The sequence below is a fragment of the Spirillospora sp. NPDC052242 genome, assembly GCF_040679555.1.
In the GTDB taxonomy this organism is placed as follows: Bacteria; Actinomycetota; Actinomycetes; order Streptosporangiales; family Streptosporangiaceae; genus Spirillospora.
This window is the reverse complement of the sequence record NZ_JBFAUZ010000054.1, coordinates 41,424-67,504: the sequence shown is the minus strand read 5'-3', so window position 1 is coordinate 67,504 and position 26,081 is coordinate 41,424. Positions and strand designations below refer to the sequence as shown.

General features: G+C 74.2%; 26 protein-coding genes. 18 read left to right on the top strand and 8 right to left on the bottom strand.

The genetic code is table 11. The features are described from left to right. Positions 1-132: 132 nt before the first annotated feature. Positions 133-645 carry an Lrp/AsnC family transcriptional regulator gene (locus AB0L25_RS33920; protein ID WP_500176848.1) on the bottom strand — a complete coding sequence of 171 codons (513 nt, stop codon included), beginning with the start codon at positions 643-645 and terminating at the stop codon, positions 133-135. Positions 646-764: 119 nt separating this feature from the next. Here AB0L25_RS33920 and pdhA point away from each other — a divergent pair, with 119 nt between their 5' ends. The 14 genes from pdhA to AB0L25_RS33850 all read left to right on the top strand — a co-directional run bounded on the left by pdhA (position 765) and on the right by AB0L25_RS33850 (position 14,662). Next, entirely contained in the window at positions 765-1,868 is a 1,104-nt protein-coding gene (gene pdhA / locus AB0L25_RS33915; protein WP_500176847.1) for a pyruvate dehydrogenase (acetyl-transferring) E1 component subunit alpha, read from the top strand. Position 1,869: 1 nt separating this feature from the next. After that, positions 1,870-2,886, top strand: coding sequence for an alpha-ketoacid dehydrogenase subunit beta (locus AB0L25_RS33910; RefSeq protein WP_500176846.1), 1,017 nt, complete (start codon positions 1,870-1,872; stop codon positions 2,884-2,886). After that, positions 2,883-4,178 (top strand): dihydrolipoamide acetyltransferase family protein, encoded by a 1,296-nt coding sequence (locus tag AB0L25_RS33905; RefSeq protein ID WP_500176845.1) that lies wholly within the window; start codon positions 2,883-2,885, stop codon positions 4,176-4,178. The genes AB0L25_RS33910 and AB0L25_RS33905 overlap by 4 nt, the downstream gene beginning before the upstream one ends. A gap of 56 nt (positions 4,179-4,234) precedes the next feature. Then, entirely contained in the window at positions 4,235-4,429 is a 195-nt protein-coding gene (locus AB0L25_RS33900; RefSeq protein ID WP_500176844.1) for a hypothetical protein, read from the top strand. Between the two features lie 288 nt (positions 4,430-4,717). Next, positions 4,718-5,512 (top strand): MlaE family ABC transporter permease, encoded by a 795-nt coding sequence (locus AB0L25_RS33895; protein ID WP_500176843.1) that lies wholly within the window; start codon positions 4,718-4,720, stop codon positions 5,510-5,512. Next, on the top strand, positions 5,512-6,363 hold the full coding sequence (locus AB0L25_RS33890) for an ABC transporter permease (protein WP_500176842.1): 852 nt from the start codon (positions 5,512-5,514) through the stop codon (positions 6,361-6,363). Before AB0L25_RS33895 ends, AB0L25_RS33890 begins: the two co-directional genes overlap by 1 nt. Beyond that, entirely contained in the window at positions 6,360-7,427 is a 1,068-nt protein-coding gene (locus AB0L25_RS33885; protein ID WP_500176841.1) for an MlaD family protein, read from the top strand. Before AB0L25_RS33890 ends, AB0L25_RS33885 begins: the two co-directional genes overlap by 4 nt. After that, positions 7,427-8,605 carry an MCE family protein gene (locus AB0L25_RS33880; protein ID WP_500176840.1) on the top strand — a complete coding sequence of 393 codons (1,179 nt, stop codon included), beginning with the start codon at positions 7,427-7,429 and terminating at the stop codon, positions 8,603-8,605. Before AB0L25_RS33885 ends, AB0L25_RS33880 begins: the two co-directional genes overlap by 1 nt. Further along, complete coding sequence (locus tag AB0L25_RS33875) at positions 8,602-9,678, top strand: MCE family protein (RefSeq protein WP_500176839.1); 1,077 nt, start codon at positions 8,602-8,604, stop codon at positions 9,676-9,678. Before AB0L25_RS33880 ends, AB0L25_RS33875 begins: the two co-directional genes overlap by 4 nt. Continuing rightward, positions 9,675-10,712, top strand: a complete 1,038-nt coding sequence (locus tag AB0L25_RS33870) for an MCE family protein (RefSeq protein WP_500176838.1) — start codon at positions 9,675-9,677, stop codon at positions 10,710-10,712. Before AB0L25_RS33875 ends, AB0L25_RS33870 begins: the two co-directional genes overlap by 4 nt. An 8-nt stretch (positions 10,713-10,720) precedes the next feature. Then, positions 10,721-11,743, top strand: coding sequence for an MCE family protein (locus AB0L25_RS33865; RefSeq protein ID WP_500176837.1), 1,023 nt, complete (start codon positions 10,721-10,723; stop codon positions 11,741-11,743). Next, positions 11,740-13,023 (top strand): MCE family protein, encoded by a 1,284-nt coding sequence (locus AB0L25_RS33860; RefSeq protein WP_500176836.1) that lies wholly within the window; start codon positions 11,740-11,742, stop codon positions 13,021-13,023. Before AB0L25_RS33865 ends, AB0L25_RS33860 begins: the two co-directional genes overlap by 4 nt. Then, positions 13,020-13,970 (top strand): hypothetical protein, encoded by a 951-nt coding sequence (locus AB0L25_RS33855; RefSeq protein WP_500176835.1) that lies wholly within the window; start codon positions 13,020-13,022, stop codon positions 13,968-13,970. The genes AB0L25_RS33860 and AB0L25_RS33855 overlap by 4 nt, the downstream gene beginning before the upstream one ends. Before the next feature lie 65 nt (positions 13,971-14,035). Beyond that, positions 14,036-14,662, top strand: coding sequence for a TetR/AcrR family transcriptional regulator (locus AB0L25_RS33850; protein WP_500176834.1), 627 nt, complete (start codon positions 14,036-14,038; stop codon positions 14,660-14,662). A gap of 76 nt (positions 14,663-14,738) precedes the next feature. Here the strand turns inward: AB0L25_RS33850 and AB0L25_RS33845 are convergent, their stop codons facing one another. From AB0L25_RS33845 to AB0L25_RS33815, 7 genes are all read right to left on the bottom strand, one after another. Further along, positions 14,739-15,932, bottom strand: coding sequence for a cytochrome P450 (locus AB0L25_RS33845; protein ID WP_500176833.1), 1,194 nt, complete (start codon positions 15,930-15,932; stop codon positions 14,739-14,741). A 44-nt stretch (positions 15,933-15,976) separates the two neighbouring features. Beyond that, a complete protein-coding gene (locus tag AB0L25_RS33840) occupies positions 15,977-16,813 on the bottom strand; it encodes a mycofactocin-coupled SDR family oxidoreductase (protein WP_500176832.1) in 837 nt (278 codons plus the stop codon). 38 nt (positions 16,814-16,851) lie between these two features. Then, complete coding sequence (locus tag AB0L25_RS33835; RefSeq protein ID WP_500176831.1) at positions 16,852-17,358, bottom strand: (2Fe-2S)-binding protein; 507 nt, start codon at positions 17,356-17,358, stop codon at positions 16,852-16,854. After that, a complete protein-coding gene (locus AB0L25_RS33830) occupies positions 17,351-18,244 on the bottom strand; it encodes an FAD binding domain-containing protein (RefSeq protein WP_500176830.1) in 894 nt (297 codons plus the stop codon). Before AB0L25_RS33830 ends, AB0L25_RS33835 begins: the two co-directional genes overlap by 8 nt. Beyond that, positions 18,241-20,583 (bottom strand): xanthine dehydrogenase family protein molybdopterin-binding subunit, encoded by a 2,343-nt coding sequence (locus AB0L25_RS33825; protein WP_500176829.1) that lies wholly within the window; start codon positions 20,581-20,583, stop codon positions 18,241-18,243. Before AB0L25_RS33825 ends, AB0L25_RS33830 begins: the two co-directional genes overlap by 4 nt. A 121-nt stretch (positions 20,584-20,704) precedes the next feature. Continuing rightward, positions 20,705-20,971: a hypothetical protein gene (locus AB0L25_RS33820; RefSeq protein ID WP_500176828.1), complete on the bottom strand. Its 267-nt coding sequence runs from the start codon at positions 20,969-20,971 to the stop codon at positions 20,705-20,707. A 103-nt stretch (positions 20,972-21,074) separates the two neighbouring features. Beyond that, a complete protein-coding gene (locus tag AB0L25_RS33815; protein WP_500176827.1) occupies positions 21,075-22,511 on the bottom strand; it encodes a sugar porter family MFS transporter in 1,437 nt (478 codons plus the stop codon). A gap of 179 nt (positions 22,512-22,690) precedes the next feature. Here AB0L25_RS33815 and AB0L25_RS33810 point away from each other — a divergent pair, with 179 nt between their 5' ends. From AB0L25_RS33810 to AB0L25_RS33795, 4 genes are read left to right on the top strand one after another with little or no spacing between them, the layout of a single operon-like run. Then, positions 22,691-23,587: an ABC transporter ATP-binding protein gene (locus tag AB0L25_RS33810; protein WP_500176826.1), complete on the top strand. Its 897-nt coding sequence runs from the start codon at positions 22,691-22,693 to the stop codon at positions 23,585-23,587. After that, positions 23,584-24,312 (top strand): ABC transporter permease, encoded by a 729-nt coding sequence (locus tag AB0L25_RS33805; protein WP_500176825.1) that lies wholly within the window; start codon positions 23,584-23,586, stop codon positions 24,310-24,312. The genes AB0L25_RS33810 and AB0L25_RS33805 overlap by 4 nt, the downstream gene beginning before the upstream one ends. Positions 24,313-24,325: 13 nt before the next feature. Next, positions 24,326-25,468 (top strand): sensor histidine kinase, encoded by a 1,143-nt coding sequence (locus AB0L25_RS33800; RefSeq protein ID WP_500176824.1) that lies wholly within the window; start codon positions 24,326-24,328, stop codon positions 25,466-25,468. Next, positions 25,465-26,070: a response regulator gene (locus AB0L25_RS33795; protein WP_500176823.1), complete on the top strand. Its 606-nt coding sequence runs from the start codon at positions 25,465-25,467 to the stop codon at positions 26,068-26,070. The genes AB0L25_RS33800 and AB0L25_RS33795 overlap by 4 nt, the downstream gene beginning before the upstream one ends. Positions 26,071-26,081 lie beyond the last annotated feature (11 nt).

Here is a 26,081-nt window from a genome sequence, read left to right as displayed (position 1 = left end):
CAACCCGGGGCCCGCCCCCCCCGGCCCCCGGCGGCCCCCCCGCCCCCCGCCCCGCCCGCGCCCCCCCCCGGGGGGGGGGCCGGCGGCCCGGGCGAGCCGCGTCCTCCGGGGGGACGGCGGACCGGCGGCCCCTCAGCCGCCGTCCATGCCCCAGCCGGCGCCGCGGCCGTGGGCCTCGTCGAACACCAGCCAGGTGCGGGTGGCGCGGACGCCCGGGATGTCCTGGATGCACTCCAGCACCACGTGCCGCAGCGCCGCGTTGTCCGGCGCCCTCACCAGGACCAGGACGTCGTAGTCGCCGCCGACCATCGCGAAGTGCTCGACGTACGGGACCTCCCGCAGCCGGGCCGACAGCTCCCGCCAGGAGTTCTGCTCGATCGTGACCGACACGTAGGCGCTGGTGCCCAGGCCCGCCTTGTGCGGGGCGAGCTCGACCGTGAACCCGGTGATGACCCCGTCGTCGGTCAGCCGGGTCAGCCGGGCGTAGGCGTTGGCGCGGGAGATGTGGACGCGCTCGGCGAGGGCCCGCACCGACATGCGCCCGTCGCGCAGCAGCTCCGCGATGATCGCGCGGTCCACCGCGTCCAGCGGGCCGCCGGCCATTCGTCCCGGCGCACCGCCCGCACCACCTTCGTCGCTGGACATTCGGCCCTCCACACGCCACGCGAGTGCTTACTTGTCGCTCATTGTGCCCGAAGTCTTGAACGGATGGTCGACGCGGCGGACGCTCTCCCTAAAAGCGTCCAGCGAAAGGGAGCGACCCCATGTCCGTGGCCGCACATCCGCCCGGGGCCGACCGGCTGCTTCCCTCACCCGTCCCGGTGCGCTTCGTCGCCGAGGACGGCACGCCCGTGGAGCCGCCCGCCGGCTACCCGGCGCCGGAGGGCGGGCGGCTGCTGGAGGCGTACCGCCGCATGGTCCTCGGCCGCCGCTTCGACGCCCAGGCGACGGCGCTCACCAAGCAGGGACGGCTCGCCGTCTACCCGTCGAGCCGCGGCCAGGAGGCGTGCCAGATCGGCGGCGTCCTCGCGCTGCGCGAGGACGACTGGCTCTTCCCCACCTACCGGGACTCGGTCGCGCTGGTCGCCCGCGGCCTCGACCCCGTCGAGGTGCTCACGCTGCTGCGCGGCTCCTGGCACTGCGGCTACGACCCGGCGGCCGTCCGGGTCGCCCCGCAGTGCACGCCGCTGGCGACCCAGACCGTCCACGCGGTCGGCCTGGCCGACGCGCTGCGCCGCAAGGGCGGGGACGGCGTGGTGATGGCGTTCGTCGGCGACGGCGGCACCAGCGAGGGCGACTTCCACGAGGCCCTCAACTACGCGGCCGTCCTGCGCGCCCCCGTCGTGTTCCTCGTGCAGAACAACAAGTACGCCATCTCGGTGCCGCTGGCGAAGCAGACGGCGGCGCCCGCGCTCGCGTACAAGGGCGTCGGCTACGGCGTCCGGTCCGAGCAGGTGGACGGCAACGACCTCGTCGCCGTGCTCGCCGTGCTGGACGCGGCCGTGGCGAACGCGCGGGCGGGCGGCGGCCCGTTCCTCGTGGAGGCCCACACCTACCGGATGGACGCCCACACCAACGCCGACGACGCCACCCGGTACCGGACGGCCGAGGAGGTCGAGCGGTGGGCGGCCGCGGACCCGCTCGCCCGGCTGGAGGCCCACCTGCGCGGCCGCGGCCTCCTCGGCTCCGAGGACGCCGCCGCCGCGGACGCGGCCGCCGAGGAGTTCGCCGCGCGCCTCCGCGAGCGGATGAACGCCGACCCGGAGGCGAACCCGCTGGAGCTGTTCGACCACGTCTTCGCCGAGCCCACCCCCCAACTGCGCGAGCAGCGCGACCTGCTGGCGTCCGAACTCGCCGCCGAGGAGTGACATGACCGCGCTGACGATGGCGCAGGCGCTGAACACGGCCCTGCGGGACGCGCTGCGCGAGGACGAGCGGGTGCTCGTCTTCGGCGAGGACGTCGGCCCGCTGGGCGGCGTCTTCCGCATCACCGACGGGCTGACCGCCGAGTTCGGCGACGACCGGTGCTTCGACACCCCGCTGGCCGAGGCCGGGATCGTCGGCCTCGCCGTCGGCATGGCGATGGGCGGCTTCCGCCCGGTCGTCGAGATGCAGTTCGACGCGTTCGCCTACCCGGCGTTCGAGCAGATCGCCTCGCACGTGGCCAAGACCCGCAACCGCACCCGCGGCCTGCTGTCGCTGCCGATCGTGATCCGCATCCCCTACGCGGGCGGCATCGGCGGCGTCGAGCACCACTGCGACTCCAGCGAGGCCTACTACGCGCACACCCCCGGCCTGAAGGTCGTCACCCCCGCGACCCCCGACGACGCCTACTGGCTGCTGCGCGACGCGATCGCCGACCCCGACCCGGTGGTCTTCATGGAGCCCAAGCGGCTCTACTGGGCCAAGGACGAGACGTCCGCCGCCGTCCGGCGTGCCGCCGGGTTCGGACGGGCCGCGGTGCGGCGCGCCGGGGCGGACGCGACGCTCGTCGCCTACGGGCCGACCGTCCCGGTGGCGTTGCAGGCCGCCGAGGCCGCGGCCCGCGACGGCATCGACCTCGAGGTGGTCGACCTGCGCACGATCGTCCCGTTCGACGACGACACCGTCGTGGCGTCCGTCCGCCGGACGGGCCGCTGCGTGGTCGTCCAGGAGGCGCAGGGGTTCGCGGGGGTCGGCGCGGAGATCGCGGCGCGCGTGCAGGAGCGCTGCTTCCACTCGCTGGCCGCGCCCGTCCTGCGCGTCACCGGCTTCGACATCCCCTACCCGCCGCCGCACCTGGAGCACGCGCACCTGCCCGACGTCGACCGGATCCTCGACGCGGTCGACCGGCTCCAGTTCGGCGACGAACCGGACCTGCTCCACCTCGCGCGGGAGGCGTCGTGACGGCGACCGCGACGGGCCGGGTGTTCCGGCTGCCCGATCTCGGCGAGGGGCTGACCGAGGCCGAGATCGTCGACTGGAAGGTCGCGGTCGGCGACACGGTCGCGATCGACCAGGTCGTGGTCGAGGTCGAGACGGCCAAGGCGGTCGTGGAGGTGCCCGTCCCCTACGCCGGGACCGTGCTCCGCCTGCACGCCGAGGCGGGCGCCGTCCTGGCGGTCGGCGAACCCCTCATCGAGGTCGGCGACGGGTCCCCGGAGGCCGCCGGGTCCGCGGGCGAGTCACCGGACGCCGCCCGCTACCGGGAGGAGGAGCGGGCCGGGTCCGGCAACGTCCTGATCGGCTACGGCACCGGCCGCGCGTCCCGGACTGGCGGGCGCCGCCGGGGCGCCCGGCGGGACGCCCGGGGCGCGCCCGCCGCACGTCCCGAGCGGCACGCGCCCCGCGTGATCTCCCCGCTCGTCCGCCGGATCGCCCGCGAGCACGGCGTCGACCTCGCGGACGTCCGCCCGACCGGGCCGCGCGGGGTGATCCTGCGCCGCGACGTCGACCGCGCCATCGCCGCCCAGGCGCCGCCGCCCGCTCCCGCCGAGGGCGGGTTCGCGGCGGAGCGGATCCCGCTGCGCGGGCTGCGCCGGACGGTCGCCGAGCGGACGGCCCGCAGCCGCCGGGAGATCCCGGACGCCACCACGTGGGTGGACGCCGACGCCACCGGGCTGCTCGCGGTGCGGGACGCGCTGCGGGAGGCGCGGCCCGGCCTCGGCATCGGGCTCCTGGCGCTGCTGGCCCGCATCTGCGTGGACGGACTGCGGCGCTTCCCCGAGCTGAACGCGTCGGTCGACGCGGAACGCGGCGAGATCGTCCGGCACGGGCACGTCCACCTCGGGTTCGCCGCGCAGACCGACCGGGGGCTCGTCGTGCCCGTCGTCCGGGACGCGCACCTGCTGACGACGGCGGGGCTCGCCGCCGAGCTGACCCGGCTCACCGGCCTCGCGCGGGACGGGCGGCTGCCGCCCGGCGAGCTGACCGGCGGCACGTTCACCCTCAACAACTACGGGGTGTTCGGCGTGGACGGCTCCACCCCGATCATCAACCATCCCGAGGCCGGGCTGCTGGGCGTCGGCCGCGTCGCCCGGCGCCCCTGGGTGGTCGGCGACGCGGTGGTGCCGCGCCAGGTCACGCAGCTGTCCCTCACCTTCGACCACCGGGTCTGCGACGGCGGCGCCGCCGGCGGGTTCCTGCGCCACGTCGCCGATCTCGTCGAGAACCCGGCGGTCCTGCTCGCCGACGTCTGACGGAACGAACCGCCGCGCCATGATCGTTTCTACAATGATCATGATCGGGGGGCGCGATGCGGTTCATGTGGTACGTCACGCGGGCGCTGGCCCGCGGGCTGTGGGGCGACTCCCGGCCGGGCCGCGGCACGCCCGCGGCGAGCCCCGGCCGGCGACCGGACCCCGCGGCCGAACGTCCCGACGGCGCGTTGGACGGCCGTCCCGCCGGAACCGCGTCCGGCGGAACGGACGCCCACGCGGGCCGCGCCTAGCCGACCGTTCGGGCACCGCCGTCAACGAGCGGCGGCGGCCTTTTCTGAGCGCACGCCTCTGACGTAGCGCACGCGCCGAACTCGCCCGCCACCACCTGCTTCAGCCTGCCCTCGGCGCGGACCGATTCCGGCAGCCGCCGGCGTCCGACTTCGGCGCCGCCTCTTGACAGTACTACTCGCTCCAGAGTGTACTGTCGATCTCTGCGTTGAAAATCACACATCGAATATCTGCAAACGAGTTGCACCAAAACGAGAATGTCGATCTCAATCTAGGAGCGACTGTTTCTCATGGTGACCACCCGCCTCCGCGCGCGCCGCGGCCGGCCCTTCGGTGCACTGGAGCAGACCGGCGTGCTGCTCGCCATCTCGCTCGAGGGCTTCCGCAAGACGTGGGACGTCCGCCGCTGGGGCGCCGAGTTCGTCGAGCAGTGCTGGTTCGTCGCCCGCGTCACGACGCTCCCGGTGATGCTGATCGCGCTGCCGCTCGGCGGCACGATCGCGCTCCAGGTCGGCCAGATCGTCCGGCAGATCGGGGCGGAGTCGGGCACCGGCGCCACGGTCGTGCAGGCGCTGGTGACGCAGGTGGCCCCCATGGCGGCGGCGCTGCTGATCTCGGGTGCGGCCGGGTCGGCCATCACCTCCGACATCGGCTCCCGGCGGATCCGCGACGAACTGGACGCCATGGAGGTCCTCGGCATCAACCCCGTCCACCGGCTGGTGACGCCCCGGCTGTGGGCGGCCAGCACGGTCGGCGTGATGCTCTGCTCGCTGATCATCCTCGCGGGCGTCGCCGGCGGGTTCTTCTTCAACGTCGTGCGGGGCGGGGTGACGCCCGGCTCCTACTTCGGCGAGGCGACCTCGCTGCTGCGGCTCTCCGACCTGCTGATCACCCTGTTCAAGGCGTGGGTGTTCGGCTTCATCGCCGCGGCGGTGGCCTGCTGGAAGGGCATGACCTGCGGGTACGGCGCCAGCGGCGTCGGACGGGCGGTCAACCGCGCGGCCGTCATCGCGGCGATGCTCGTCTTCGCGGCCAACTACGTGATCTCCACCCTGGCGTACGGCCTCTTCCCCCCGAGGATCTGATGACCGCCATCGTCCCGCACCGCGCCGCCGTCGTCCTGCGCCGCGCCCGCCCGCGGCGGACGCCGGAGTTCGCCGAGTTCGTCGTGTTCTGCGGCAGGGTGCTGCACCACCTGGTGGTGGACATCGCGCGCGGCCGGCACCTGAAGACGGTCGTCGCGCAGGTCAGCGACATCAGCGCCGGGGTCGGCGCGGTCGTCCTCGGCCTCGGCATGGTCGTGGTGATCTTCTTCATGTCGTTCTTCACCGGCACGACGGTCGGCCTGCAGGCCGTTCCGGGGCTGCAGCGGGTCGGCGTCGAGTCGCTCGCCGGGATCATCGCGAGCTACGCCAACGTGCGCGAGGTGACCCCGATCATCGCCGGGGTCGCGCTGATCTTCCAGCTCGGCGGCTCGTTCACCGCCGAGCTGGGCGCGATGCGGATCTCCGAGGAGATCGACGCCCTGGAGGTCATGGGGATCAACTCGCTGGCCCACCTGGTCTGCACCCGGCTCGCCGCCGCGCTGATCACGCTGGTGCCGCTGTACCTGCTGGCGCTGTTCGCCAGTTTCTTCGCGACGCGGCTGATCTCGATCCACTTCTTCGGCATCTCGCCGGGGATCTACGACTACTACTTCCACCTCTACCTGCCGCCGATCGACGTGTTCTACAGCGTCGTCAAGGTGGTCGTGTTCACGGTGATCATCGTGCTCGTGCACTGCTACCGCGGCTACAACGCCGGCGGCGGCCCGGTCGGCGTGGGACTGGCGACCGGGCAGGCCATCCGCGAGTCCATGGTGACGATCATCATGGCCAACCTGCTGCTGTCCTACATCTTCTGGGGCGACGGCGGAACAGTGAGCCTGACGGGATGAAGACCGTTGACCTGACACCGCGCTCCCGGCTCCGGTTCGGCGCCGTCGGGGCGGCCGTGCTCGCGGCCTGCCTCGCGGCGTCCGTCCTGGCCGCGCGCGAGACGCACCCGGGGTCGATCCATCTGCGCGCCGCGTTCGGGCGCGCCGGCGAGGGCCTGACGACCCATTCGGACGTCCGGGTGCGGGGCGTCACCGTGGGACGCGTCGCGTCGATCCGCCTCACCGAGGCGGGCCGCGCGCTGGTGACGCTCCGCGTCGACCCGGGCGTCCGCGTCCCGGTCGCCGCGGAGGCCGCGATCGTCCCGCTGTCGGCGTTCGGGCCCAAGTACGTCGACCTGCGCCTGGGGCGGGACGAGGCGAACGGCCCCTTCCTCGCGGACGGCGGGACGATCGCGCGGACGACCGACCCGCAGGAGCTCACGGACGTGGCGGCGCCCGCCGTCGAGCTGCTCGAGGCGCTCGGCCCGCGGGACGTCGCCACGATCACGGCGGCGCTCGGCGGCGGCCTCGGCGGCCGGGGCGCGACGCTGGGCGGCCTGATCGACGACTCGGCGGCGCTCCTCGGCGTCACCGCACGGCGCGCGGACGAGATCGGCGGCGCCGTCGCGGACGGCGGGGCGCTCGCGGCGACGGCGGCCGAGCACGGCGACGAGATCGGCGGCATCGCCGCCGACCTGAACGCGGTCCTGCCGGCCGTGACCGGCGAGCCGGAGGAGTTCGGCCGGCTGCTCACCGGCCTCGACGAGTCGGCGCGGACCGTCGAGCGGATCCTCGCCGCCGATCCGGGGGCGCCCGGCCGGATCATCGCGGCGGCCGATCCGGCGGTCGGCGTCATGTACCGCAGCCGCGGCGTCTTCCCCGACCTGATCAGCAGCAGCGGCTCCATCCTCACCCAGCTCGCCGGCATCGCGAACATCCCGGGCCCGCACGGCACCCTGCTCTCGCGGGTGACCGTGCACGTCGAGTCCAGCACCCTGCTCTGCGAGACGCTGCCCGGCATCTGCGGGCCGGTCGAGCCGGCGATCCCCGAGGACCCGGGCGCGGCCGGACGGGAGGGCGACTGATGGCGCGGCGAGGGGCGCTCCCGGACGGACGGGCCGCGCGCAGGTTCCTGGTGTTCGGCGTCGTCACGACCCTCCTCACCGTCTATCTGGCGTTCCGGATCGCGGGCACGGACCTCGGCTCGGGGATGGCGCTGCGGGCCCGGTTCGACGACGTCAGCGGGCTGCGGCCGGGCGACCCGGTGAAGGTCGCGGGCACCGAGGTCGGCCGGGTCGAGTCGGTCGAGGTGGTGAAGGGCCGCGCGGTGGTCGGGATGGAGGTGCGCGCGTCGCTGCGGCTCCCGGAGGACTCCGCGGCGGTCGTCCGCTGGCGGGACCTCATCGGCAACCGCGAGGTCTACCTGGAGGCCGGGTCCGGCCCGGTCATGCTGGCGGACGGCGGGACGCTGACCCGCACGCGGTCCGCGGCGGACCTCGGCGCGCTCGTCGACGACCTGGCGCCGCTGCTCGGCGGCATCGACCCGAAGCAGGTCAACGAGATCCTCCGGTCGTTCGCGGTCGCGCTCGACGGCAACCAGGACGAGATCCGGCAGATGACCGTGAACCTGGCGTCGCTCCTCAGGATGCTCAGTTCCCGGACGGGGACCGTCGAGCAGATGCTCGCCGACTACCGGACGGTCACCGACGCGCTGGCCGCCCGGGACCGGCAGATCGGGCAGACGATCGACAACCTGACGAGCCTCACCCGGGCGTTCGCGCAGAACCGCGCCGCGATCGGGGACGCGGCCGTCCGGCTGGAGGGTCTCGCGTCGGGGCTCGACGAGGTGCTGGGCGACGCCGCGCCGCGGCTCGGCCGGCTGGTGGACGGGACGTCCGAGCTGATGGAGGTCGCGCACAGCCGGATGGAGGACATCGACCGGATGATCAAGGCGCTGCCGTCGGCGCTGCAGGCGCTCCTCACGCTCATGTCCGGGGGCAGGTTCCTGCGCGGCAACGCCCTGTGCATGAACGTCGTCTACGCCGAGACGTGCCCGTTCCCGATGCGGCTGCCGCCGCCTCCGGCCGCCGGGACGGGCGGGGGCCCGGACCCGGCGGTGAGCGCGGAGGAGGCGCGGCTGACGCCCGACCAGCAGCGGGTCTTCCGGGCGATGGTCCAGATCCTCTTTCTCGGCGACCAGACCGGCGGACGAACCGGCGGGCAGGGTGCCGCCGGGACCGGACGGACGGGGGGCCGGGGATGAGCCGGCGCGCGAACCCGTTCGCCCGGTCGTTCCGCGACCGCGATCCGGTGCGGCTCGCGGTGGTGACGATCCCGGTGCTGGCCGTCCTGGTGGTCGCGACCTACGCGTACGGGTCGCTCGGCCTGCTGCGCGGCGGCTACACGGTCAGCGGCGTGTTCGCCGGGTCGGGCGGCATCAGGAAGGGCGCCGAGGTGCGGCTCGCCGGGGTGCGGATCGGCGAGGTCACCGAGATCGCCCCCGATTTCGGCCGCGGCCACGTGGTCGTCTCCTGGAACGTCGAGTCGGGCGTCGAGCTGGGGCCGCGGATGCACGCCGACATCCGGCTGTCGAACCTGCTCGGCGGGCACGTCCTGCAGCTCTCGGGACCGGTCGTCGAGCCGTACCTCGAGTCCCGGCCGGACGGCGAACGGCGGATCCCGCTGGAGCGCACGAGCGTCCCCTACTCGCTGAGCACCGCGCTCGGCTCTGCGTCCGAGATGGCGGGACGGCTCGACGCGAAGGCGATCGACAGGCTGCTGACCGAGGCCGCGGAGGTCGAGCTGCCGTCCCGGGAGAGGACGGCGGAGATGCTCGCCGACCTGCGGAAGGTCGGCGCGGGGCTGAACGAGTCGTGGCCCGAGATCAGCGCGATCATCGCCAACGGGGAGAAGCTCACCGGCGCCCTGGCGGCGAAGGACGAGCAGCTCGCGCGCCTGCTGAGGTACGGCGAGGCGCTCCTCGACGAGCTCGCGGACCGGCGGGACGAGCTGGCCGCGGCACTCGGCGCCGGGAGCAGGGTCGTACGGAGCCTCGACGAGGTGCTCACGAAACACCGGAAGCAGCTGGAGACGGTGCTCGACGACTTCCACCTCGCCATGGAGACGTTGACGGGCGAGAACCTCCCGTCCCTGAACACCGCCCTCGCCTGGTTCGGCCCCGCCTTCTTCGGCATGAGCACCAGCGGCAGCCGCGAGGGCCGGTGGATGGAGGGCGGTTTCGTCGGCTTCGGCCCGGTGCAGCCGGGCGTGGTCGGCCCGCAGCCGAACTTCAACCCGCCGAACTACCCGCTCGTCCCGACGGGACAGGTCGAATGACGGCGCGCGCCCGACGCTCCCCGGCCGCGCTCGTCACGGCCGCCCTCGTCCTCGCCCTGAGCGCGTGCAGCGTCCCGGTCGGCCCCTTCTCCTCGGGGAGCTACCGCGTCACCGCCTACTTCGTCAGGGCCGTGTCGTTCTATCCCGGTTCGCAGGTCCAGGTGATGGGCATCGACGTCGGCACGGTCGCGTCGGTCACCCCCGTCGGCGGCCGGGTGCGGGTCGTCGCGGAGATCGACGAGGACGTGCCGCTGCCCGCGACGGCGAACGCGGCGATCGTCCCGCTGAGCCTGATCGGCGAGCGGACGCTGACGTTCGCGCCCGCGTGGCGTCCCGGCATGCCGCGGCTCGCCGACGGCGCCGTCCTGCGCACCGACCGGACGCGGGTGCCGGTGGAGGTGAACGAGGCGCTCCAGTCGTTCGGCCGGCTGCTCGAGGGCGTCGACCCGGCGAAGGCCGACGCGGCGCTGGGCGCCGCCGCCGAGAGCATGAACGGCAACGGGACCGCCTTCAACCAGGCGTTCCAGGAGGCCGGGCGTCTCATGAACGACCTCGCCGGGCAGGACGAGCGGCTGCTGGAGATCGCGCGCAACCTGAACCGGCTCGCCGGGGTCGTCCGGGGCCGGGAGAAGACGCTCGGCGCGCTGGTCGAGCACTTCTCGCGGGCGTCCACGACGCTGGCGGACGAGCGGCAGAGCATCCGCACGCTGGTGCGGGAGATCGCCGACCTCGTCGAACGCGGCGAGGAGCTCATCGACGAGTACCGGAACACCCTGCCCGGCGACCTGGCGAGGCTCGCGCAGGTCGCGCTGATGATCAAGGGGAACGCCGACCGGCTCGGGCAGCTCCTGCGGTCGCTGCCCGGCACCGGCTTCCAGTTCGTCAACGCCTACGACCCGGAGAAGCGGGCGATCACCCTCCGGGTCACCCTCGACAACTTCGCGCGGTCGTACCTGGCCGCCGTCCTCCGCGAACCCACGATCAACGAGAACGTGCCGTGCCCGCTCCCGCCTCCCTACTCCAACTGCCAGTAGGAGCCGCCGTGAGATACCTCCTGTTCGCCGGGGTGCTCGTGCTCACCGGAAGCCTGTCCGGATGCTCCCTGCAGACGCTCTCCGCCACCGCGGGCCCGCTCACCCTGACGAGCGAGTTCGCGGACGTCCAGAACCTCGTCGCCGGGCACGCCGTCAAGATCGCGGACGTGGAGGTCGGGTCGGTCTCCGGCGTCGCCCTGGTGGGCGGCGGCACCGCCGGCTACCGCGCCCGCGTCACCATGTCGATCAAGGAGGGCGTGCGGGTCCCGGTCGGGACGACCGCGAAGATCACGGTGACGTCCCTGCTCGGCGAGAACTACGTGCGGTTGCGGCCGCCGCAGGGCGGGCCGCTGAACCGGGGACCCTTCCTGCCGGACGGCGCCCGGGTCGCGTCGGCCGGCACCAGCCCCGGCTTCGAGGACGTCGTCGGCGGCGCCGCCCCGCTGATCGGGGCGCTCGCCGCGGGCGACGCGCCGCGGCTCGTCGACACCGCCGCCACCGCCCTCGCCGGGCGCGGCCCGACGATGAACGCGATGATCGGGGACGCCGCGAAGCTGGTGGCGACGTTCGAGCGGCATCGCGGGGAACTCGCCCGCGCCGTCGACGACCTGGCCGAGCTGGGCGAGAAGCTGGCCGCCCGGGAGGAGTCGCTGGACCGGCTGCCGGGGCGGCTCGCCGACGCCACCCGGGTGCTCGCCGACGACCGCGAGCGGTTGCTCACCGCCGTCCGCTCGCTCTCCGGCATGGCGAAGACCGTCAACGACACCGTCCTGATCGGGTACACCGACGAACTGCGGCACCTCGTGGAGCGGCTCGGCCCCACCTTCCAGGTCCTGGCGGACGACCGGACGCGGCTCGGCACCCTGATCACCCGCCTCCAGGAGTTCGTCGAGCGCATGCCGCGGCAGGTCTACAACGGGCAACTCCTCGTCTACACGGTGATCAACTTCGACGGGTCGGCGACCGGCGCGGGCGCCGCGGCGCCGTCGACGCTGGCCGGGCTCGTCGACATGCTGGGACCGCGGCCGTGACCCGCCGCGTCCGCCTCAACCTGGCGGTCTTCGCGCTCCTCGCCGCCGTCCTGTCGGTGTGGGCGGTGCGCAACGTGCTCGAGTTCGACCCGTTCTCGCGCCCCTACCGGATCACCGCGCAGTTCGCGCGGTCGCCGGGGCTCCAGCCCGGCTTCGACGTCACCTACCTCGGCGTGGCGGTCGGGGAGATCGGGTCCGTGCGGCTGGAGAAGGGGCTGGTGGCGGTCGACCTCACCATCGACAAGGGCGAGCGGGTGCCGCAGGGCGCCACGGCCGCCGCCGGTCTCAAATCCGCGATCGGCGAGCCGTACGTGGACCTCGCGCCCGCGCGGGGCCGGCTGGACGCCCCGCCGATGCGTCCCGGCACCGTCATCCCGCTGTCCCGGACGAGCGTCGCCCGCACCTACGGCGACCTGTTCGACGCCGTGACCGACGCCGTGACCGGCCTCGACCCGAAGAACCTCCGCGTCGTCACCCGGGAGCTGGCCGACGGCCTCGAGGGCCGCGGCGGCACGCTCCGCACGACCGTCGACGGCGCCGCCCGCCTCGCCGGCACGTTCGCCGAGGACACCCGCGTCCTGGACGACCTGATCGGCGACCTCAGCGCGCTGACCGGCACGCTCGCGGCGAAGCGCGGCGAGCTGGCGGCGGGCGTGTCGGCGACCGCCGGGCTCACCGCCGCCCTCGCCGACGTCGAGGCGGACCTCGCCCGCATCCGTGACGAGTCCCCCGATCTGGCGGCGAAGTTCGCCGGGTTGCTGCGCGCGTCCGAGCCCGCCGCGCGGTGCGCGCTCGGCGCGCTGGGCGCCGCGCTGCCGGTCGCCCTGTCGGACGGCAACGTCGCCGCCCTCGCCGAGGGACTGGCGTGGTCGCCGCGGCTCGCGGAGGCGATGCGGGGCGCGGTCACGTTCGTCGACGGCGAACCGAACCTCAACATCAACTTCGTGATCACTCCCGGGCCGGTCGAGGGCGCGGTCGAGTACCGGAACCTCGCGCCGCTGCCCGAGATCCCGCCCGTCCCGTCCTGCGCTGGCGTCGACCCGCCCGCGGCGCACAAGCCGCCGAAGCCCGGGGCGTCGGCGGCGCCCGGCGCGGACACCGGACCCGCTACCGCGGCGCGGACCGCGGTTCCGACGGGCGCCGCCGGTGCGGGCCGTGACGACGGCACGCCGTGGCTCGTCTACCTGCCGCCGGCCGTGGCCGGCCTGATCCTGCTGCGCGCGGCCTTGAGCATGCTCGGGGCGGCCCGGCGCACGACCTGGAGGAGGAGAAGCCGATGAAGGGCGAGACCGCGGTCTACGAGTACGGGCTGACGCTCGGCACCGCCGACGAGGACGGGCGAACCGAGGACGGGCGGGACGGCGGCGCGGGGCGGCCCCGGCGGCGGACCGCTCCCGGGCTCGACGGACGGCGGCCGCCGAAGGTCCCGCCCGCGATCCTGGCCGCGTCGTTCCGCAAGGACGAAAGCAAGGACGAGAGCAAGGACGAGAGCAAGGACGAGAGCAAGGACGAGAGCAAGGGCGGGAGCAAGGACGAGGACGCCGACGGGCCCGCGGACGCCGCCGTGAAGCCCGCGGACGCCGGGAGCGGCGCGCGCGCCCGCGGGCCGCGCGTCCGGCTCGCGCTGCGGGTCGTCCCGGCTGTCGCGCTCGTCGCGGTGGGCGCCGCCCTCGGCGTCGTCTGGCAGGACGAGCGCGAGCTGGCGCGCGAGGCGGAGCTGCGCCGGGACCTGGCGGGCGCGGCGGGCAAGGTCGCGGACACCTTCTTCAACTGGGACTACCGGCGCATGGACGAGTCGTTCGCGGCGAAGTACCCGCTGCTGACCGAGAAGGCCGCCGACGCGATCCGTCCCACCGCCGCGAGCCTCACGAGCTACTTCACGAAGAACAAGGTCAGTTCGCAAGCCCGCGTCCACGGGGTCTACCCCGGTGAGATCGAGGACGGCGCCGCGAACGTGCTGGTCGTCATCAACACGAAGGTGACCACGGCCGAGACCGTGCAGAGCAACAACGGGGCCACGGTCGCGCTCAGCATGGAGCACGCGTCGGGAAGGTGGCTGGCGGGCAACATCACGCTGCTCAGCCCGGGGGCGGAGTCGGTCACGGACGAGAACGGCGAGCCGCTGCCCGGCCAGGACGGCGCCGAAGGCGCGGACGGCTCGGAAGGCGCGGAAGGGTCGGCGGGCTCCGGGCTGCCGGGCGGGCTCCCGTCCACCGGGCGGCCCTAGCCCCCGGGGCCGTGTAGCGTTCCAACGGACCCGATCGACCCGAGCGTTCAAGGGGGAGCTCACTCATGCGCACGCACGGCTGGCAGGGCGATCCTCCTCGGGACGACGACGAGGCCCGGCGGCGGATCATCGACGCGATGACCCGGTGCGTGGACCGGTACGGCGCGCGCAAGGTCGGCTTCACCCAGGTCGCCGAGGAGCTCGGCGTCACGCGCGCGACCGTGTACCGGTACTACCGCAACATCGAGGAGCTGATGACGGCCGCCGGGCTGGCCGCCGCGGGCGAGTTCGAGGCGCGGATCGCGGCGGAGCTGGCCCACCTCGCCGACCCGGCCGAGATCGTCGTCGAGCTGTTCGCCCGCGCCGTGGAGCAGCTGCCCCGCGAACCGTACGTCGGGATGCAGCTCACCAGCGGGCACACGGCCAGCCTCGGCTCCGACATCCTCTCCGGCGTCGCGCTCGCCGAGATGAAGGCGTTCTTTCTCCGGCTGCGGATCGACTGGGCGGCCCTCGGCTACGGCACCGCCGAGCTCGACGACCTCGCCGAGTTCTTCATGCGGCTGCTGTTCTCCTTCCTCGCGGTGCCCGAGGCCGCGCGCGCCGATCCGCGCCCGTTCGCGCGCCGCTGGATCGTCCCGGGGCTCCTCGCCGGTGCGGCCGCCGGGGCGTCCGAGACGTCCCGGGCGTCCTAGTGTCCGGCCGGCCGGCCCGCCCCGGCGCGCGCGGCGCGGACCCTGCGCGCCGGGGCGGGAGCTCGGCGATCCGCGCTCACCCGATGACGAGCGGGAGGGTCTCCCAGCCCCGGACGGTCGAGGTCTGCGCCAGCCGGGCGCCGTCCCAGTCCACGTCCCAGCGCGGGAAGCGCCGGAGGATCTCCTCCAGCGCCACCCGGCCCTCGAGCCGGGCGAGGGCGGCGCCGAGGCAGTAGTGGACGCCGAGGCCGAACGTCAGCTGCTGGCCCACCTTGCGGCGGACGTCGAACCGGTCGGGGTCGGGATACCGGTTCCCGTCGCGGTTGGCGGCGGCGACGATGAACATCATCGCGCTGCCCTCGGGCACCGTCCGTCCGTGGTACTCCACGTCCTTCGTGACGTACCGGGCGATGAACGGGCCGGGCGGCTCGTATCGCAGCACCTCCTCGATCGCGCCGGGGATCAGCGACGGATCGTCGACGAGCGCCTGCCGCTGGTCGGGGTGCTGGGCGAGCACCGACCCGAGCCAGCCGATGAGCCGCCCGGTGGTCTCGTTGCCCGCCCCCGCGACGACCGTGGTGTAGGTGAGGGCCTCGTCGTGGGTGAGCGTGCGGGTCCTGCCGTCCTCGTCCTCGAACTCGGCGGTCAGCAGGCGGGTCATGAGGTCGTCGGACGGGTGCTTCGCGCGCCATTCGATGTAGTCGCGGAACAGCTCGCTGCTGATGATCGCCATGTCCTGGAGGTCCATCTGCCCGCCGGCCTCGGTGCGCAGGCTCGCGTCGGCGGAGTCGCGGATGGCCTCCTGGTCGGCCTCCGGGATGCCCAGCAGCATCCCGATCACCCGCATCGGCAGCTCCGCGCTGACCTCCCGGATCAGGTCGAAGTTCGTCGCGCCGACGAGCGGGTCGAGGGTGCGGACGCAGTAGTCGCGCACCTGCGGCTCCAGCTCGGCGATCCGGCGCGGGGTGAACACGCGGACGAGCAGGCGGCGGTGGACGTCGTGGATCTCGGGGTCCTCGAAGATGAGCGTGCCGGGCGGCATCTCGATGCCGGACTTGACCATCTCCAGGATGCCGCCGCGCGCCGAGGAGAACGTCCGCCAGTCGGGCAGGCCGCGTTCGATGTCGTCGTACCGGCTCACCGCGTAGAAGTCGTGCTTCTCGTTGTAGTAGAGCGGCGCCTCCTCCCGGAGCCGCCGGTAGGTCGGGTAGGGGTCGCGGGTGAACCTGGTGTCGTAGGGGTCCCAGTAGAGCGGCTCGTCCGTGTGCACGTGCCCTCCTCGCGTGTCGGCGGCCGTGAGCGGCGCGCGTCCGGTCACTTGAGCATCGAGCCCGCGTCGATCGGCAGCGGCACGCCCGTGATGTAGCGGCTCTCGTCGGAGACCAGGAACAGGACGGCGTTGCTGATGTCCTCGGCCTCCACCCACGGGACGGGCAGCGCGTTCATCATCTGCGAGATCGGCGCCATGTCCTCCTGGGTCGGGTTCTCCAGGTCGGGGCGGAACATCCGGTAGGTCATGTCGTTCATCAGCATCGGCGTGTTCACCTGCGTGGGGTGAACGGAGTTGACGCGGATGCCGTACTGCGCGAGCTCCACCGCCATCGAGCGCATCAGTCCCACGACGCCGTGCTTGGCGGCGACGTAGTTGGCGATGTTCGGGTGGGCCTTCAGCCCGCCGACGGAGCTGGTCAGGACGATGGAGCCGCCCCGCTCGCCCTCGATGACGTGCGGGATCGCGGCCTTGCCGGTGTGCCAGACGCCGGTGAGGTTGACGTCGATCGAGTCGCGCCAGAGCTTCGCGTCCATCTTGTGGATCTCGTCGCCGTCGGCGGCGAGCCCGGCGTTGGCGACGACGATGTCGAGCCGGCCGAGGCGGGCGACGCCGTCGTCCACCGCGGCCTTCAGCGCGTCGAAGTCGCGCACGTCCGCCCGCGTGGCGACGATCTTGCGCCCGGTCGCCTCGACCAGGGCGACCGTCTCGGCGAGGTCCTCGGGGGTGGACATGGGGATCGGGACGGTGTCGATCTGCTCGCAGACGTCGACGGCGATGATGTCGGCGCCCTCCTGCGCGAGGCGCACGGCGTGGCTGCGTCCCTGGCCGCGCGCGGCGCCGGTGATGAAGGCGACCTTGCCTTCGACTCGTCCGGGCATGGGGGTCCTCTTCTCTCTCCGGAAGGGGTGGCGGTGCTTCAGCGGGACTCGCCGCCGGCGGCGGGCGGGTCGGCGGCGGCCGTCCGCGCCGCCGTCCGGACGGCCCTGAGGATGCCCTGGTAGCCGGTGCAGCGGCACAGGTTGCCGGACAGCGCCTCGCGGATCTGCTCGTCGGTCGGGTCGGGGGTGTCGCGCAGGAACGCGGTCACCGACACGACGAACCCGGGCGTGCAGAAGCCGCACTGCAGCCCGTGCTCGTCGCGGAACGCGGCCTGGACGGGCGACAGCGCGCCGTCGGGCGCGGCGAGGCCCTCGACGGTCGTGACGTCCGCGCCGTCCGCCTGGACGGCGAACACCAGGCAGGCCCGCACGGCCTCGCCGTCCAGCAGGACCGTGCAGGCGCCGCACACGCCGTGCTCGCAGCCCAGGTGCGTCCCGGTGAGGCCGCAGCGTTCCCGCAGGTAGTCGGCCAGGGTGAGCCGGGGCGGGACGGTCGCGCGGCGAAGCGCGCCGTTGACCCGCACCCGGATGTCGGCGTCAGGCATGCGCGGCCTCCCGGACGGCTCGTCGCCAGGCGCGCGCCGTCACGACGGCCCCGACGTGTCTGCGGTGGTCGGCGGACGCGTGCAGGTCGGCCGGGACCACGTCCAGCCCGGCCACGGCGGCGCGTCCCACCTCGTCGGCGGCGATGTCGGCGACGGCCATACCGGTCGCGGCCTCCTCCGCCGCCGCGGCGCGCAGCGGCGTGGGGCCGAGGCCGAACAGGCCGATGCCGCAGCGCCGGACCCGGTCGTCGCCGGCGAGTTCGACGGCGACGGCCGCGCCCGCGATCGCGAAGTCGCCGCCGCGGCGGGCGAACTCCTCGATCGCGAACCCGCGGCGGCCGCGCCACACCGGGAAGTCGACCGCCGTCAGCAGTTCGTCGTCCGCGAGGTCGGTGGTCCACATGCCGGTGAAGAAGCGGTCGGCGGGGATCGTCCGGGCGCCGCGCGGCGACCGGGCGTGCATCCGGGCGCCGAGCGCCAGGGCGACCGACGGGTACTCGGCGGCGGCGTCGGCGTGGGCCAGCGATCCGCCGACGGTGCCGCGGTTGCGGATCTGGAAGTGCCCGATCAGCGGGGTCGCGCGGGCGAGCAGCGGGACGGCGCGGGCCGCGTCGGCGGACCGTCCGATCGCGGTCTGCGTGGTGCAGGCCCCGACCCGCAGGACGCCCTCGCACCCGTCCGCCGGTTCGTGCTCGGCGACGCCGCGCAGCCCGGCCGTCCGGCGCAGGTCGACCAGGTGCTCGGGGACCGCCAGGCGCAGCGCGAGCATCGGGACGAGGCTCTGCCCGCCGGCGAGGACCTTGGCGTCCTCGCCGAGGTCCGCCAGCATCGCGACGGCCTCGCCGACGTCGGCGGGGGCGTGGTGGTCGAACGCGGCCGGTTTCATCGCGGCACCGTCCCGTCCGCGGCGCGCACCAGCGCCACGATCGACTCCGGGGTCAGGGGAAGCCGGGTGATCTGCGCGCCGAACGGGGCGAGGGCGTCGGCCACGGCGTTCACCACGGCCGGGGGCGCGCCGATCGCGCCGCCCTCGCCGACGCCCTTGTAGCCGCCGGGGCCCGCGGCGGGGGTCTCGACGTGCCCGTACTCGATGACCGGCACGTCGCCGGCCGTGGGGAGGAGGTAGTCCATGAACGTGGTCGCGACCGGGTTGCCCTCGCCGTCGTAGGCGAGGTGCTCGAACAGGGCGCCGCCGATGCCCTGGACGACGCCGCCCGCGATCTGGCCCTCGACGACGTTCGGATTGATCATCGGGCCGCAGTCCTCGCCGACGACGTAGCGCAGCAGCGTCACCGCGCCCGTCACGACGTCCACCTCGCAGGTGCACACGTGCGTCGCGTTCGCGAAGATCACCGGTGTGGCGGGGCGGTACCGGCCGCTGTGCTCCAGCCCCGGCGGGACGCCGGGCGGCAGCTCGTCCGGCCGGAAGTAGGCCAGCTCGGCGATCTCGGCCAGGGACACCTCCGCGCCGGGAACGCCGCGCACCCGCGCCCGTCCGCCCGTCAGTTCGACGTCGCCAGGCGCGGCCTCCAGCCGGTGCGCGGCGATCGCCGTGATTCGCTCCCGCAGCACGGCCGCCGTCTCGCCGACGGCGCCCGCGGTCATCGACCCCGACCGGCTGCCCGCCGCGCCGCCACCGAACGGGGTGACCGCGGTGTCGCCCTGGATGGTGCTGACGTCGGCGATGTCCACGCCCAGCGCGTCGGCCGTGAGCTGCACGACGGTCGTCTCGATGCTGTTGCCGCTCGACCCGCCGGACACGTAGACGTTCACCTTGCCGGACGGCTCGATCCGGATCGTCGCGCCCTCGGTGGCGTGCAGCGCCATCGCGGCCGTGGTGGGCTCGACGTAGGTGCAGGTGCCGACGCCGAGGTACCGGCCCTCGGCGCGGGCCCGCTCCTGCTCCTTCCGGAACTCCTCGTAGCCGAGGATCTCCAGCGCCCGCTCGAACGTCTCCAGCGGCGTGATGTCGCTGTACGGCATCCCGTTGGGGTTGGTGTACGGCAGTTCGTCCCGGCGCAGCAGGTTACGGCGGCGCAGGTCGGCGGGGTCGAGGCCCATCCGGCGGGCCGCGACGTCCAGCAGCACCTCGCGGGCGAGCGACTCGAGCTGCCACGGGCCCCGGTAGGCGTTGCGCCCGACGGTGTTGGAGAACACCGACGTCGACGTCCAGGTGGCCCGCGTGACGCGGTAGGGGCCGGGGAAGAACATCCCGACGGCCGCGGCCGTGCCGACCGGCCACGGCACCGGGTACGCGCCGACGTCCTGCACGTGGTCGACCGCCGCCGCCAGGATCGTCCCGTCCGCGGCGAAGGCGAGCCGGGCGTCGGCGTGCTCGTGCCGCGCCTGCCCGGCGGACATGAGGTTCTCCCGCCGGTCCTCGATCCACTTCAGCGCGCCGGGCACCTTGCGGGCGGCCAGCATCACGCACATGTCCTCGCGCTGCGGGACGACCTTCTGCCCGAAGCCGCCGCCGGTGTCGCGCATCACCACCCGGACGCGCTGCTCCGGGAGCCCGAGCAGCCGCGAGCAGAACAGCCGGACCTCGTGCGGCGACTGCGTCGCGGTCCAGATCGTCAGCTCGCCCGCCGGCGCGGACCACTCGGCGACCAGCCCGCGCGTCTCGATGGGCACCTGCGCGTACGCCTGCTGGCGGATCGTCTCCCGCACCACGAGCGCGGCCCCGTCGAAGACCGGGGCGAGCTCGTCGAGGGGCGGGCCGCCGAGCGTGCCCGCGACGTTCCCGGGGTAGCCCTCGTGCACGAGTTCGTCCGACTCGTGCGCGGTGGCGTAGTCGACGACGGGCGGCAGCGGCTCGTAGTCCACGGCCACCAGTTCGGCGGCGTCCTCGGCGACGTAGCGGTCGGCGGCGACGACCAGCGCGACCGGGTCGCCGACGAAGCGGACCTCGCCCTCGGCCAGCGGCGGGCGCGGGGTGTCGGGGACGTCCCGGCCGATCAGCGTGTACCACTGCTCGCGGACGTCCGGGTTGAGGTCCGCCGCGGTGAACACCGCGTGGACGCCCTCGAGCGCGAGCGCCTCGGCGGCGTCCACGCCGAGGACGCGGGCGCGGGCGAGCGGGCTGCGGACGAAGCAGGCGTGCAGCATCCCGGGCCGCACCACGTCGTCGACGTACGTGCCGTGGCCGGTGAGCAGCCGGGGGTCCTCCACCCGGGGCACCCGGGCGCCCGCGTAGCGCGCCGCGGCCGCCCGCACTCCGGTCACCGGTCCGGTCCGGGCGGTCGGGGCGGGACGTGTGCCATCCGGGGCCTCCTCGGGCGGTGCCGGTAATGTCGTTCTCGTTCAGCGATGCTGAGCATATGCTTAGCATCGCCCTCGGGGGCGGTCAAGGGCCCCCCGCGCCGCCTGCGCGGGGGCTCCCGCGCCCCGGGAAAGGGCCCGCCGGGCACCTCGCGTACGGCGCGTCGACCGGGCTCGAACCGGGCGGCCGGGCGCCCGGCGTCAGCTCCCCCACGCCGATCCCGAGGATCACCCCGGTGAGCAGGTGCAGCGCGTTCACCCCGCGCCGTCCCCGGACGGCGTTCAGCGCGACCACGGCGGCGATCGGCGCGAAGAACGGCTGCCGCGCGCCGCCGACGGCGTCGGCGATCACCCACGCGAGGACGGCGGCCGCCGTCTGCTGCGGCAGCGGCCAGAACCCGCCGGCCGGCCGGTGCAGGGCCGCGGCGCCCGCGGCGCGCGGGCGGGCCCCCGGGTCAGCCGCCGGCAGCGGTGTTCTCCGGCGGACGGCGCCCGAAGCGGCGCTGCAGTTCGGCGTCGATGGCCGCGTAGTCGCGGTGCTTGGTCTCCGGGACGTAGCGGACCACGAACAGCAGTCCGAGCAGCGAGATCGCGGCGAAGATCCAGAAGGTCTCGCCCTGGCCGATCGCGCCCGCGATCGGCAGGAACGCCAGGCTGACCGCGAAGTTGGACGCCCAGTTGACGGCCGTCGAGGCGCCCGAGCCCGCCGCGTGCGCCCGCGCCGGGAAGATCTCGCCGATCATCGTCCAGAACACCGGCCCCAGCCCGGCCGCGTAACCGGCGATGTAGACGACCATGAACACCAGCGACAGCTCCGACGACCAGTCCGCCACGAACGACAGGCCGAGCAGGACCATCGTCACCGTCATCACGGCCAGCGACGCCAGCATGAGCCGGCGCCGCCCGGCCCGGTCGATGGCGCGGATCGCCACGATCGTCATCAGCAGGTTGATGACGCCGATGGCGATCGAGTAGAAGATCGCGTTCGACGCCGTCAGCCCGGTCTGCTCGATGATCGTCGGGGCGTAGTAGATGATCGTGTTGATCCCCGCGAACTGCTGCAGGGCCGCGAGCGCGAGCCCGACCACCAGCGCCGGGCGGACGCGCGCCCCCAGCAGCGCCCGCGCCCCGGTCTCCCGCGGCCCGCGCCGCGCCGCCTCCTCGCTCGTCCGCCGCTCGTACCGCTCGATCAGCCGGTCGGCGGTCGCCGTGTTGGTGACCGAGGCGATCAGCTCCCGGCACCGGCCGCGCCGCCCGTGCTCGAGCAGCCACACGCCCGACTCCGGCAGGACCAGCACCGCCGCGGCCACGATCACGAACGCCGGGATCGCGCCGATCGCGATCATGGCGCGCCAGTCCCCGGATCCGGAGAACGCCAGGTTGACCAGGTACGCGACCAGGATGCCGACCGTGATCATCAGCTGGTTGAGGGTGAGCAGGCGGCCCCGGATGTCCTTCGGGGAGATCTCCGACAGGTAGATCGGGACGGTCGCGGACGCGGCCCCGACCGCGAGCCCGAGGACCAGCCGTCCCGCCAGCAGCGTCCCGTAGCCGGGGGCGAAGACGGCGATCACCGTCCCGGCCAGGAACACCAGGCCCTCCACCTCGAGCGCCCGCTTGCGGCCGAACCGGTCGGCGATGCGGCCGGACGTCAGCGCGCCCACCATCGCCCCGAGCACCAGCACGCTGACGACGCTGCCCTGCTGGAAGGAGTTCAGGCCGAAGTCGGGCCGGATGAACAGCAGCGCCCCGGAGATCACCCCGGTGTCGAAGCCGAACAGGAAGCCGCCGAGGGCGATGAGGACCCCCCACGTCCAGATCTTGCGCAGCCCGGCGGGCGGGACCTCGTCCAGCGGTCCCTCGCGTACCGGAGCGGCGGAGAACCCCTGCATGCCCGTCCCTTCCCGGCCTCGCCGATCGGCGCCGATACCGATCACCGGACGTCCTCCCCCGGCCTTCCCACCGCCGCCGGACGCGATCTCGAGCTTTCGCAAAATGATCGTGACGGCGCCGCCGCGGTCCATGACATTTCGCACTGTCACGGCGACCGCGCGGGCGGGACGCTGGTGCCATGACGGACCTCGCGATCCGCCTGGCGGGCGTGCGCAAGACGTACGGCCCGGTCACGGCGCTCAACGGAATAGACCTGGAGATCGAGCGCGGCCGGGTCGTCGCGATCCTCGGTCCCAACGGGGCGGGCAAGTCGACGACGCTGAACGCGGTCCTCGGCCTGACCCGGCCGGACTCCGGCACCCTCGAGGTGCTGGGCGGCCCGCCGCGGGCCGCGCTGGCGGCCGGGCGCGTCGGCGCGATGCTCCAGGACAACGGACTGGTGGACGAGGCGACGATCGCCGACCTGCTGCGCGCGTTCGCCGCCTGGTACCCGTCCCCGCGCCCGGTGGAGGAGGTGCTGGAACGCGCCGGGCTCACCGCGGAGCGCGACCGGCGGGTGCTCAAGCTGTCCGGCGGCCAGAAGCAGCGCGTCCGGTTCGCGCTCACCCTCATCGGCGACCCCGAACTGCTGATCTTCGACGAGCCCACCGTCGGCATGGACGTCGCGTCCCGCCAGGCGTTCTGGGACGAGCTGCGCCGCCTCGCCGAGGACGGCCGCACCATCGTGTTCGCCACCCACTACCTCGCCGAGGCCGACGCGTACGCCGACCGGATCGCGCTGATCACCGAGGGCCGCGTCGTCGCCGAGGGCAGCGGCACCGAGATCAAGAACCGGGTCCCCGGCCGCGCCGTCCACGTGACCCTCGACGCCCCCGACGCGACCGCGATGGCCGCGCTGCCGGGCGTCACCGACCTGGACGTCGAGGGCACCCGGGTGCACATCACCTCGACCGACGCCGACGCGACGCTGCGCGCGCTGCTGGCGAAGCACGACGACGCCCGCGACATCGAGGTCGGCGGCGTGGACCTGGAGGCGGCGTTCGTCGCCCTGACCCGTGGGGAGAAGGTGTCGTGAGCGCCCTGCTGCGTTTGGAAGTGATCCGGCTGCTGCGCAGCCCGCAGTTCCTGATGTACCTGGCCGCGTTCCCGGTCGGGATGTACCTGATGCTGGTGAAGGTCCTCGACATCGGCGCCGACGACCCGAACGCCGACCCGGCCGCGGTCATGGTGTCGATGGCGACCTACGGGTCGCTCGGCATGGCGCTGCTCGCGGCGGGCAGCATCGCGACCGAGCGGCACAGCGGCTGGACGCGGCAGCTCGCGATCACGCCGCTGACCACCCGCGCGTACGTCATCGCCAAGACGCTGTCCGGGCTGTTCGTGGTGCCGCTGGCGCTCGGCCTGGTGCTGCTGGCGGGCGCGTTCGTCGGCGAGGTCCGGCTGGACGCGCTGCAGTGGATCGAGATCATCGTGCTGGTGTGGCTGGCCGCGACGCCGTTCGCGGTGCTCGGCGTCACGATCGGCTACCTCGCCGCCGGGCAGGCGGCGCAGGGCCTCACCGTCGGCCTCTACTTCGCGCTCGCGATCCTCGGCGGCCTGTGGTGGCCGACGTCGCTGTTCCCCGAGGGGCTGCGGCCGTTCGCCGAGGCGTCCCCGGCGTACTTCGCGGGGTCGCTCGGCTGGGACGCGGTGGACGGCGAGCCGGTGAACCTGACGGCCATCGGCGGGCTGGCGGCATGGACGGTCGTTTTCGCCGCAATCGCGGCATGGCGCTACAAGCGGGTCGCCGCCGCGGGATGACACCATGACGACCGTGGACCAACAGACACTGGACGGCGCGTGGTGGCGGACCGCCGCGGCCAAGCGGATCTGGTTCGCGCTGTTCCTCGTCTACCTGGTGTTCCCCACGATCGTCTTCCTCGAGGGCGCCCACTCCCCCGCCGACGTCGCGATCACGCTGGCCGGCATCGCGGCGTTCGCCCTGCTCTACCTGCGGGTGATGTGGGCGTCCGTCGACCGCTTCGGGCAGAACCGGACGCCGGTGGCGCTGGCCTGCCTGGTCGCCGTGTCGATCGGCCTGGTGTTCGAGCTCCCGCAGGACTGGCTGATCGCCCACCCCTACTACCTGTTCGCGGCGTTCGCCGTCAGCCTCCGGGCCCGCGGGTACCTGCTCGGCTGCGCCCTCGTCCTCGGCTCGCAGCCGCTGCTGGCCTGGGCGGTGGGGTTCTCCCTCGCGGAGCTGGTCGCGATCCTCGGCCAGGCGACGATCATCGCGGTCGCGGTGCGGATCTTCGTGCAGCTCGCGGAGACCGTCGCCGAGCTGCAGGCGGCCCGGGCCGAGATCGCCCGGCTCGCGGTGGAGAGCGAGCGGCTGCGGTTCGCCCGCGACCTGCACGACACGCTCGGGCACACGCTGTCGGCCATCACGGTCAAGAGCGAGCTGGCCCGCCGGCTCGTCGAGCGCGACACCGAACGGGGCGCCGAGCGCGCCGCCGCCGAGATGACCGCCATCGAGCAGGTCGCGCGGCGCGCGCTCGACGACGTCCGGGCGACCGTCGCCGGGTACCGGACCCGGTCGCTGCAGCAGGAACTGGAGGGCGTGCGGGAGGTCCTCACCGCCGCGGGCATCGCCTGCACCGTCGAACGGCCCGGCGAGGAGCTGCCGCCCGCGACCGCGTCCCTGCTGGCCTGGGTGCTGCGGGAGGCGGCGACGAACGTCGTCCGGCACAGCGGCGGCGCGCACTGCGCCGTCCGGCTGCGCCGCGTCGGGGACTGCGCCGAGCTGGAGGTCGCCGACGACGGGACCGGGACGCGCGACGGCGCCGCGGTGCCCGGGAACGGGCTCGCGGGGCTCACCGAACGCGTCACCGGGGCCGGCGGGACCCTCACCGCCGGGCCCCGCGAGGAGGGAGGATTCCGGGTGGTGGCCTGCGTACCGCTGGACGTGCCGGCATGATCCGCGTCCTGCTCGCCGACGACCAGCACCTGTTCCGGGGCGCGCTGGCGGCGCTGCTGACGCTGGAGGACGACCTGGAGGTCGTCGCCGAGGCCGGGACGGGCGACGCGGTGCTGCCCGCGGTCCGCGAGCACCGGCCGGACGTCGCGCTGCTGGACATCGAGATGCCCGGGCGCGACGGCCTCGCCCTCGCCGCCGACATCGCCCGCGCGCACCCCGAGTGCCGCGTCGTGATCGTCACGACGTTCGGCCGTCCCGGCTACCTGCAGCGCGCGCTGGACGGCGGCGCGACCGGCTTCGTCGTGAAGGACACCCCCGCCGACCGGCTCGCCGAGGTGATCCGCCGGGTGCACGCCGGCGACCGCGTGGTCGATCCGAAGCTGGCGTCCGCGAGCGTCAGCCTGGGCCGCTCCCCCCTGACCGACCGCGAGCGCGACGTCCTGCGCGCCGCCGCCGACGGCTCCCGGGTCGCCGACGTCGCCGCGCGGCTGCACCTGGCGAAGGGCACCGTCCGCAACCACCTGTCGTCGGCGATCCTCAAGACGGGCGCGAAGACCCGCAGCGAGGCGGTCCGCATCGCGGAGGAGAACGGCTGGCTCTAACGCTCCTCGAC

What these genes read in the sequence shown, in the direction of transcription:
- AB0L25_RS33810 (WP_500176826.1), top strand. Translation starts at nt 22,691, where the DNA reads ATGACGGACCTCGCGATCCGCCTGGCGGGCGTGCGCAAGACGTACGGC.
- AB0L25_RS33875 (WP_500176839.1), top strand. Translation starts at nt 8,602, where the DNA reads ATGAGCCGGCGCGCGAACCCGTTCGCCCGGTCGTTCCGCGACCGCGAT.
- AB0L25_RS33795 (WP_500176823.1), top strand. Translation starts at nt 25,465, where the DNA reads ATGATCCGCGTCCTGCTCGCCGACGACCAGCACCTGTTCCGGGGCGCG.
- AB0L25_RS33880 (WP_500176840.1), top strand. Translation starts at nt 7,427, where the DNA reads ATGGCGCGGCGAGGGGCGCTCCCGGACGGACGGGCCGCGCGCAGGTTC.
- AB0L25_RS33855 (WP_500176835.1), top strand. Translation starts at nt 13,020, where the DNA reads ATGAAGGGCGAGACCGCGGTCTACGAGTACGGGCTGACGCTCGGCACC.
- AB0L25_RS33895 (WP_500176843.1), top strand. Translation starts at nt 4,718, where the DNA reads ATGGTGACCACCCGCCTCCGCGCGCGCCGCGGCCGGCCCTTCGGTGCA.
- AB0L25_RS33900 (WP_500176844.1), top strand. Translation starts at nt 4,235, where the DNA reads ATGCGGTTCATGTGGTACGTCACGCGGGCGCTGGCCCGCGGGCTGTGG.
- AB0L25_RS33910 (WP_500176846.1), top strand. Translation starts at nt 1,870, where the DNA reads ATGACCGCGCTGACGATGGCGCAGGCGCTGAACACGGCCCTGCGGGAC.
- AB0L25_RS33885 (WP_500176841.1), top strand. Translation starts at nt 6,360, where the DNA reads ATGAAGACCGTTGACCTGACACCGCGCTCCCGGCTCCGGTTCGGCGCC.
- AB0L25_RS33870 (WP_500176838.1), top strand. Translation starts at nt 9,675, where the DNA reads ATGACGGCGCGCGCCCGACGCTCCCCGGCCGCGCTCGTCACGGCCGCC.
- AB0L25_RS33815 (WP_500176827.1), bottom strand. Translation starts at nt 22,511, where the DNA reads ATGCAGGGGTTCTCCGCCGCTCCGGTACGCGAGGGACCGCTGGACGAG.
- AB0L25_RS33850 (WP_500176834.1), top strand. Translation starts at nt 14,036, where the DNA reads ATGCGCACGCACGGCTGGCAGGGCGATCCTCCTCGGGACGACGACGAG.
- AB0L25_RS33830 (WP_500176830.1), bottom strand. Translation starts at nt 18,244, where the DNA reads ATGAAACCGGCCGCGTTCGACCACCACGCCCCCGCCGACGTCGGCGAG.
- AB0L25_RS33835 (WP_500176831.1), bottom strand. Translation starts at nt 17,358, where the DNA reads ATGCCTGACGCCGACATCCGGGTGCGGGTCAACGGCGCGCTTCGCCGC.
- AB0L25_RS33840 (WP_500176832.1), bottom strand. Translation starts at nt 16,813, where the DNA reads ATGCCCGGACGAGTCGAAGGCAAGGTCGCCTTCATCACCGGCGCCGCG.
- AB0L25_RS33920 (WP_500176848.1), bottom strand. Translation starts at nt 645, where the DNA reads ATGTCCAGCGACGAAGGTGGTGCGGGCGGTGCGCCGGGACGAATGGCC.
- AB0L25_RS33890 (WP_500176842.1), top strand. Translation starts at nt 5,512, where the DNA reads ATGACCGCCATCGTCCCGCACCGCGCCGCCGTCGTCCTGCGCCGCGCC.
- pdhA (WP_500176847.1), top strand. Translation starts at nt 765, where the DNA reads ATGTCCGTGGCCGCACATCCGCCCGGGGCCGACCGGCTGCTTCCCTCA.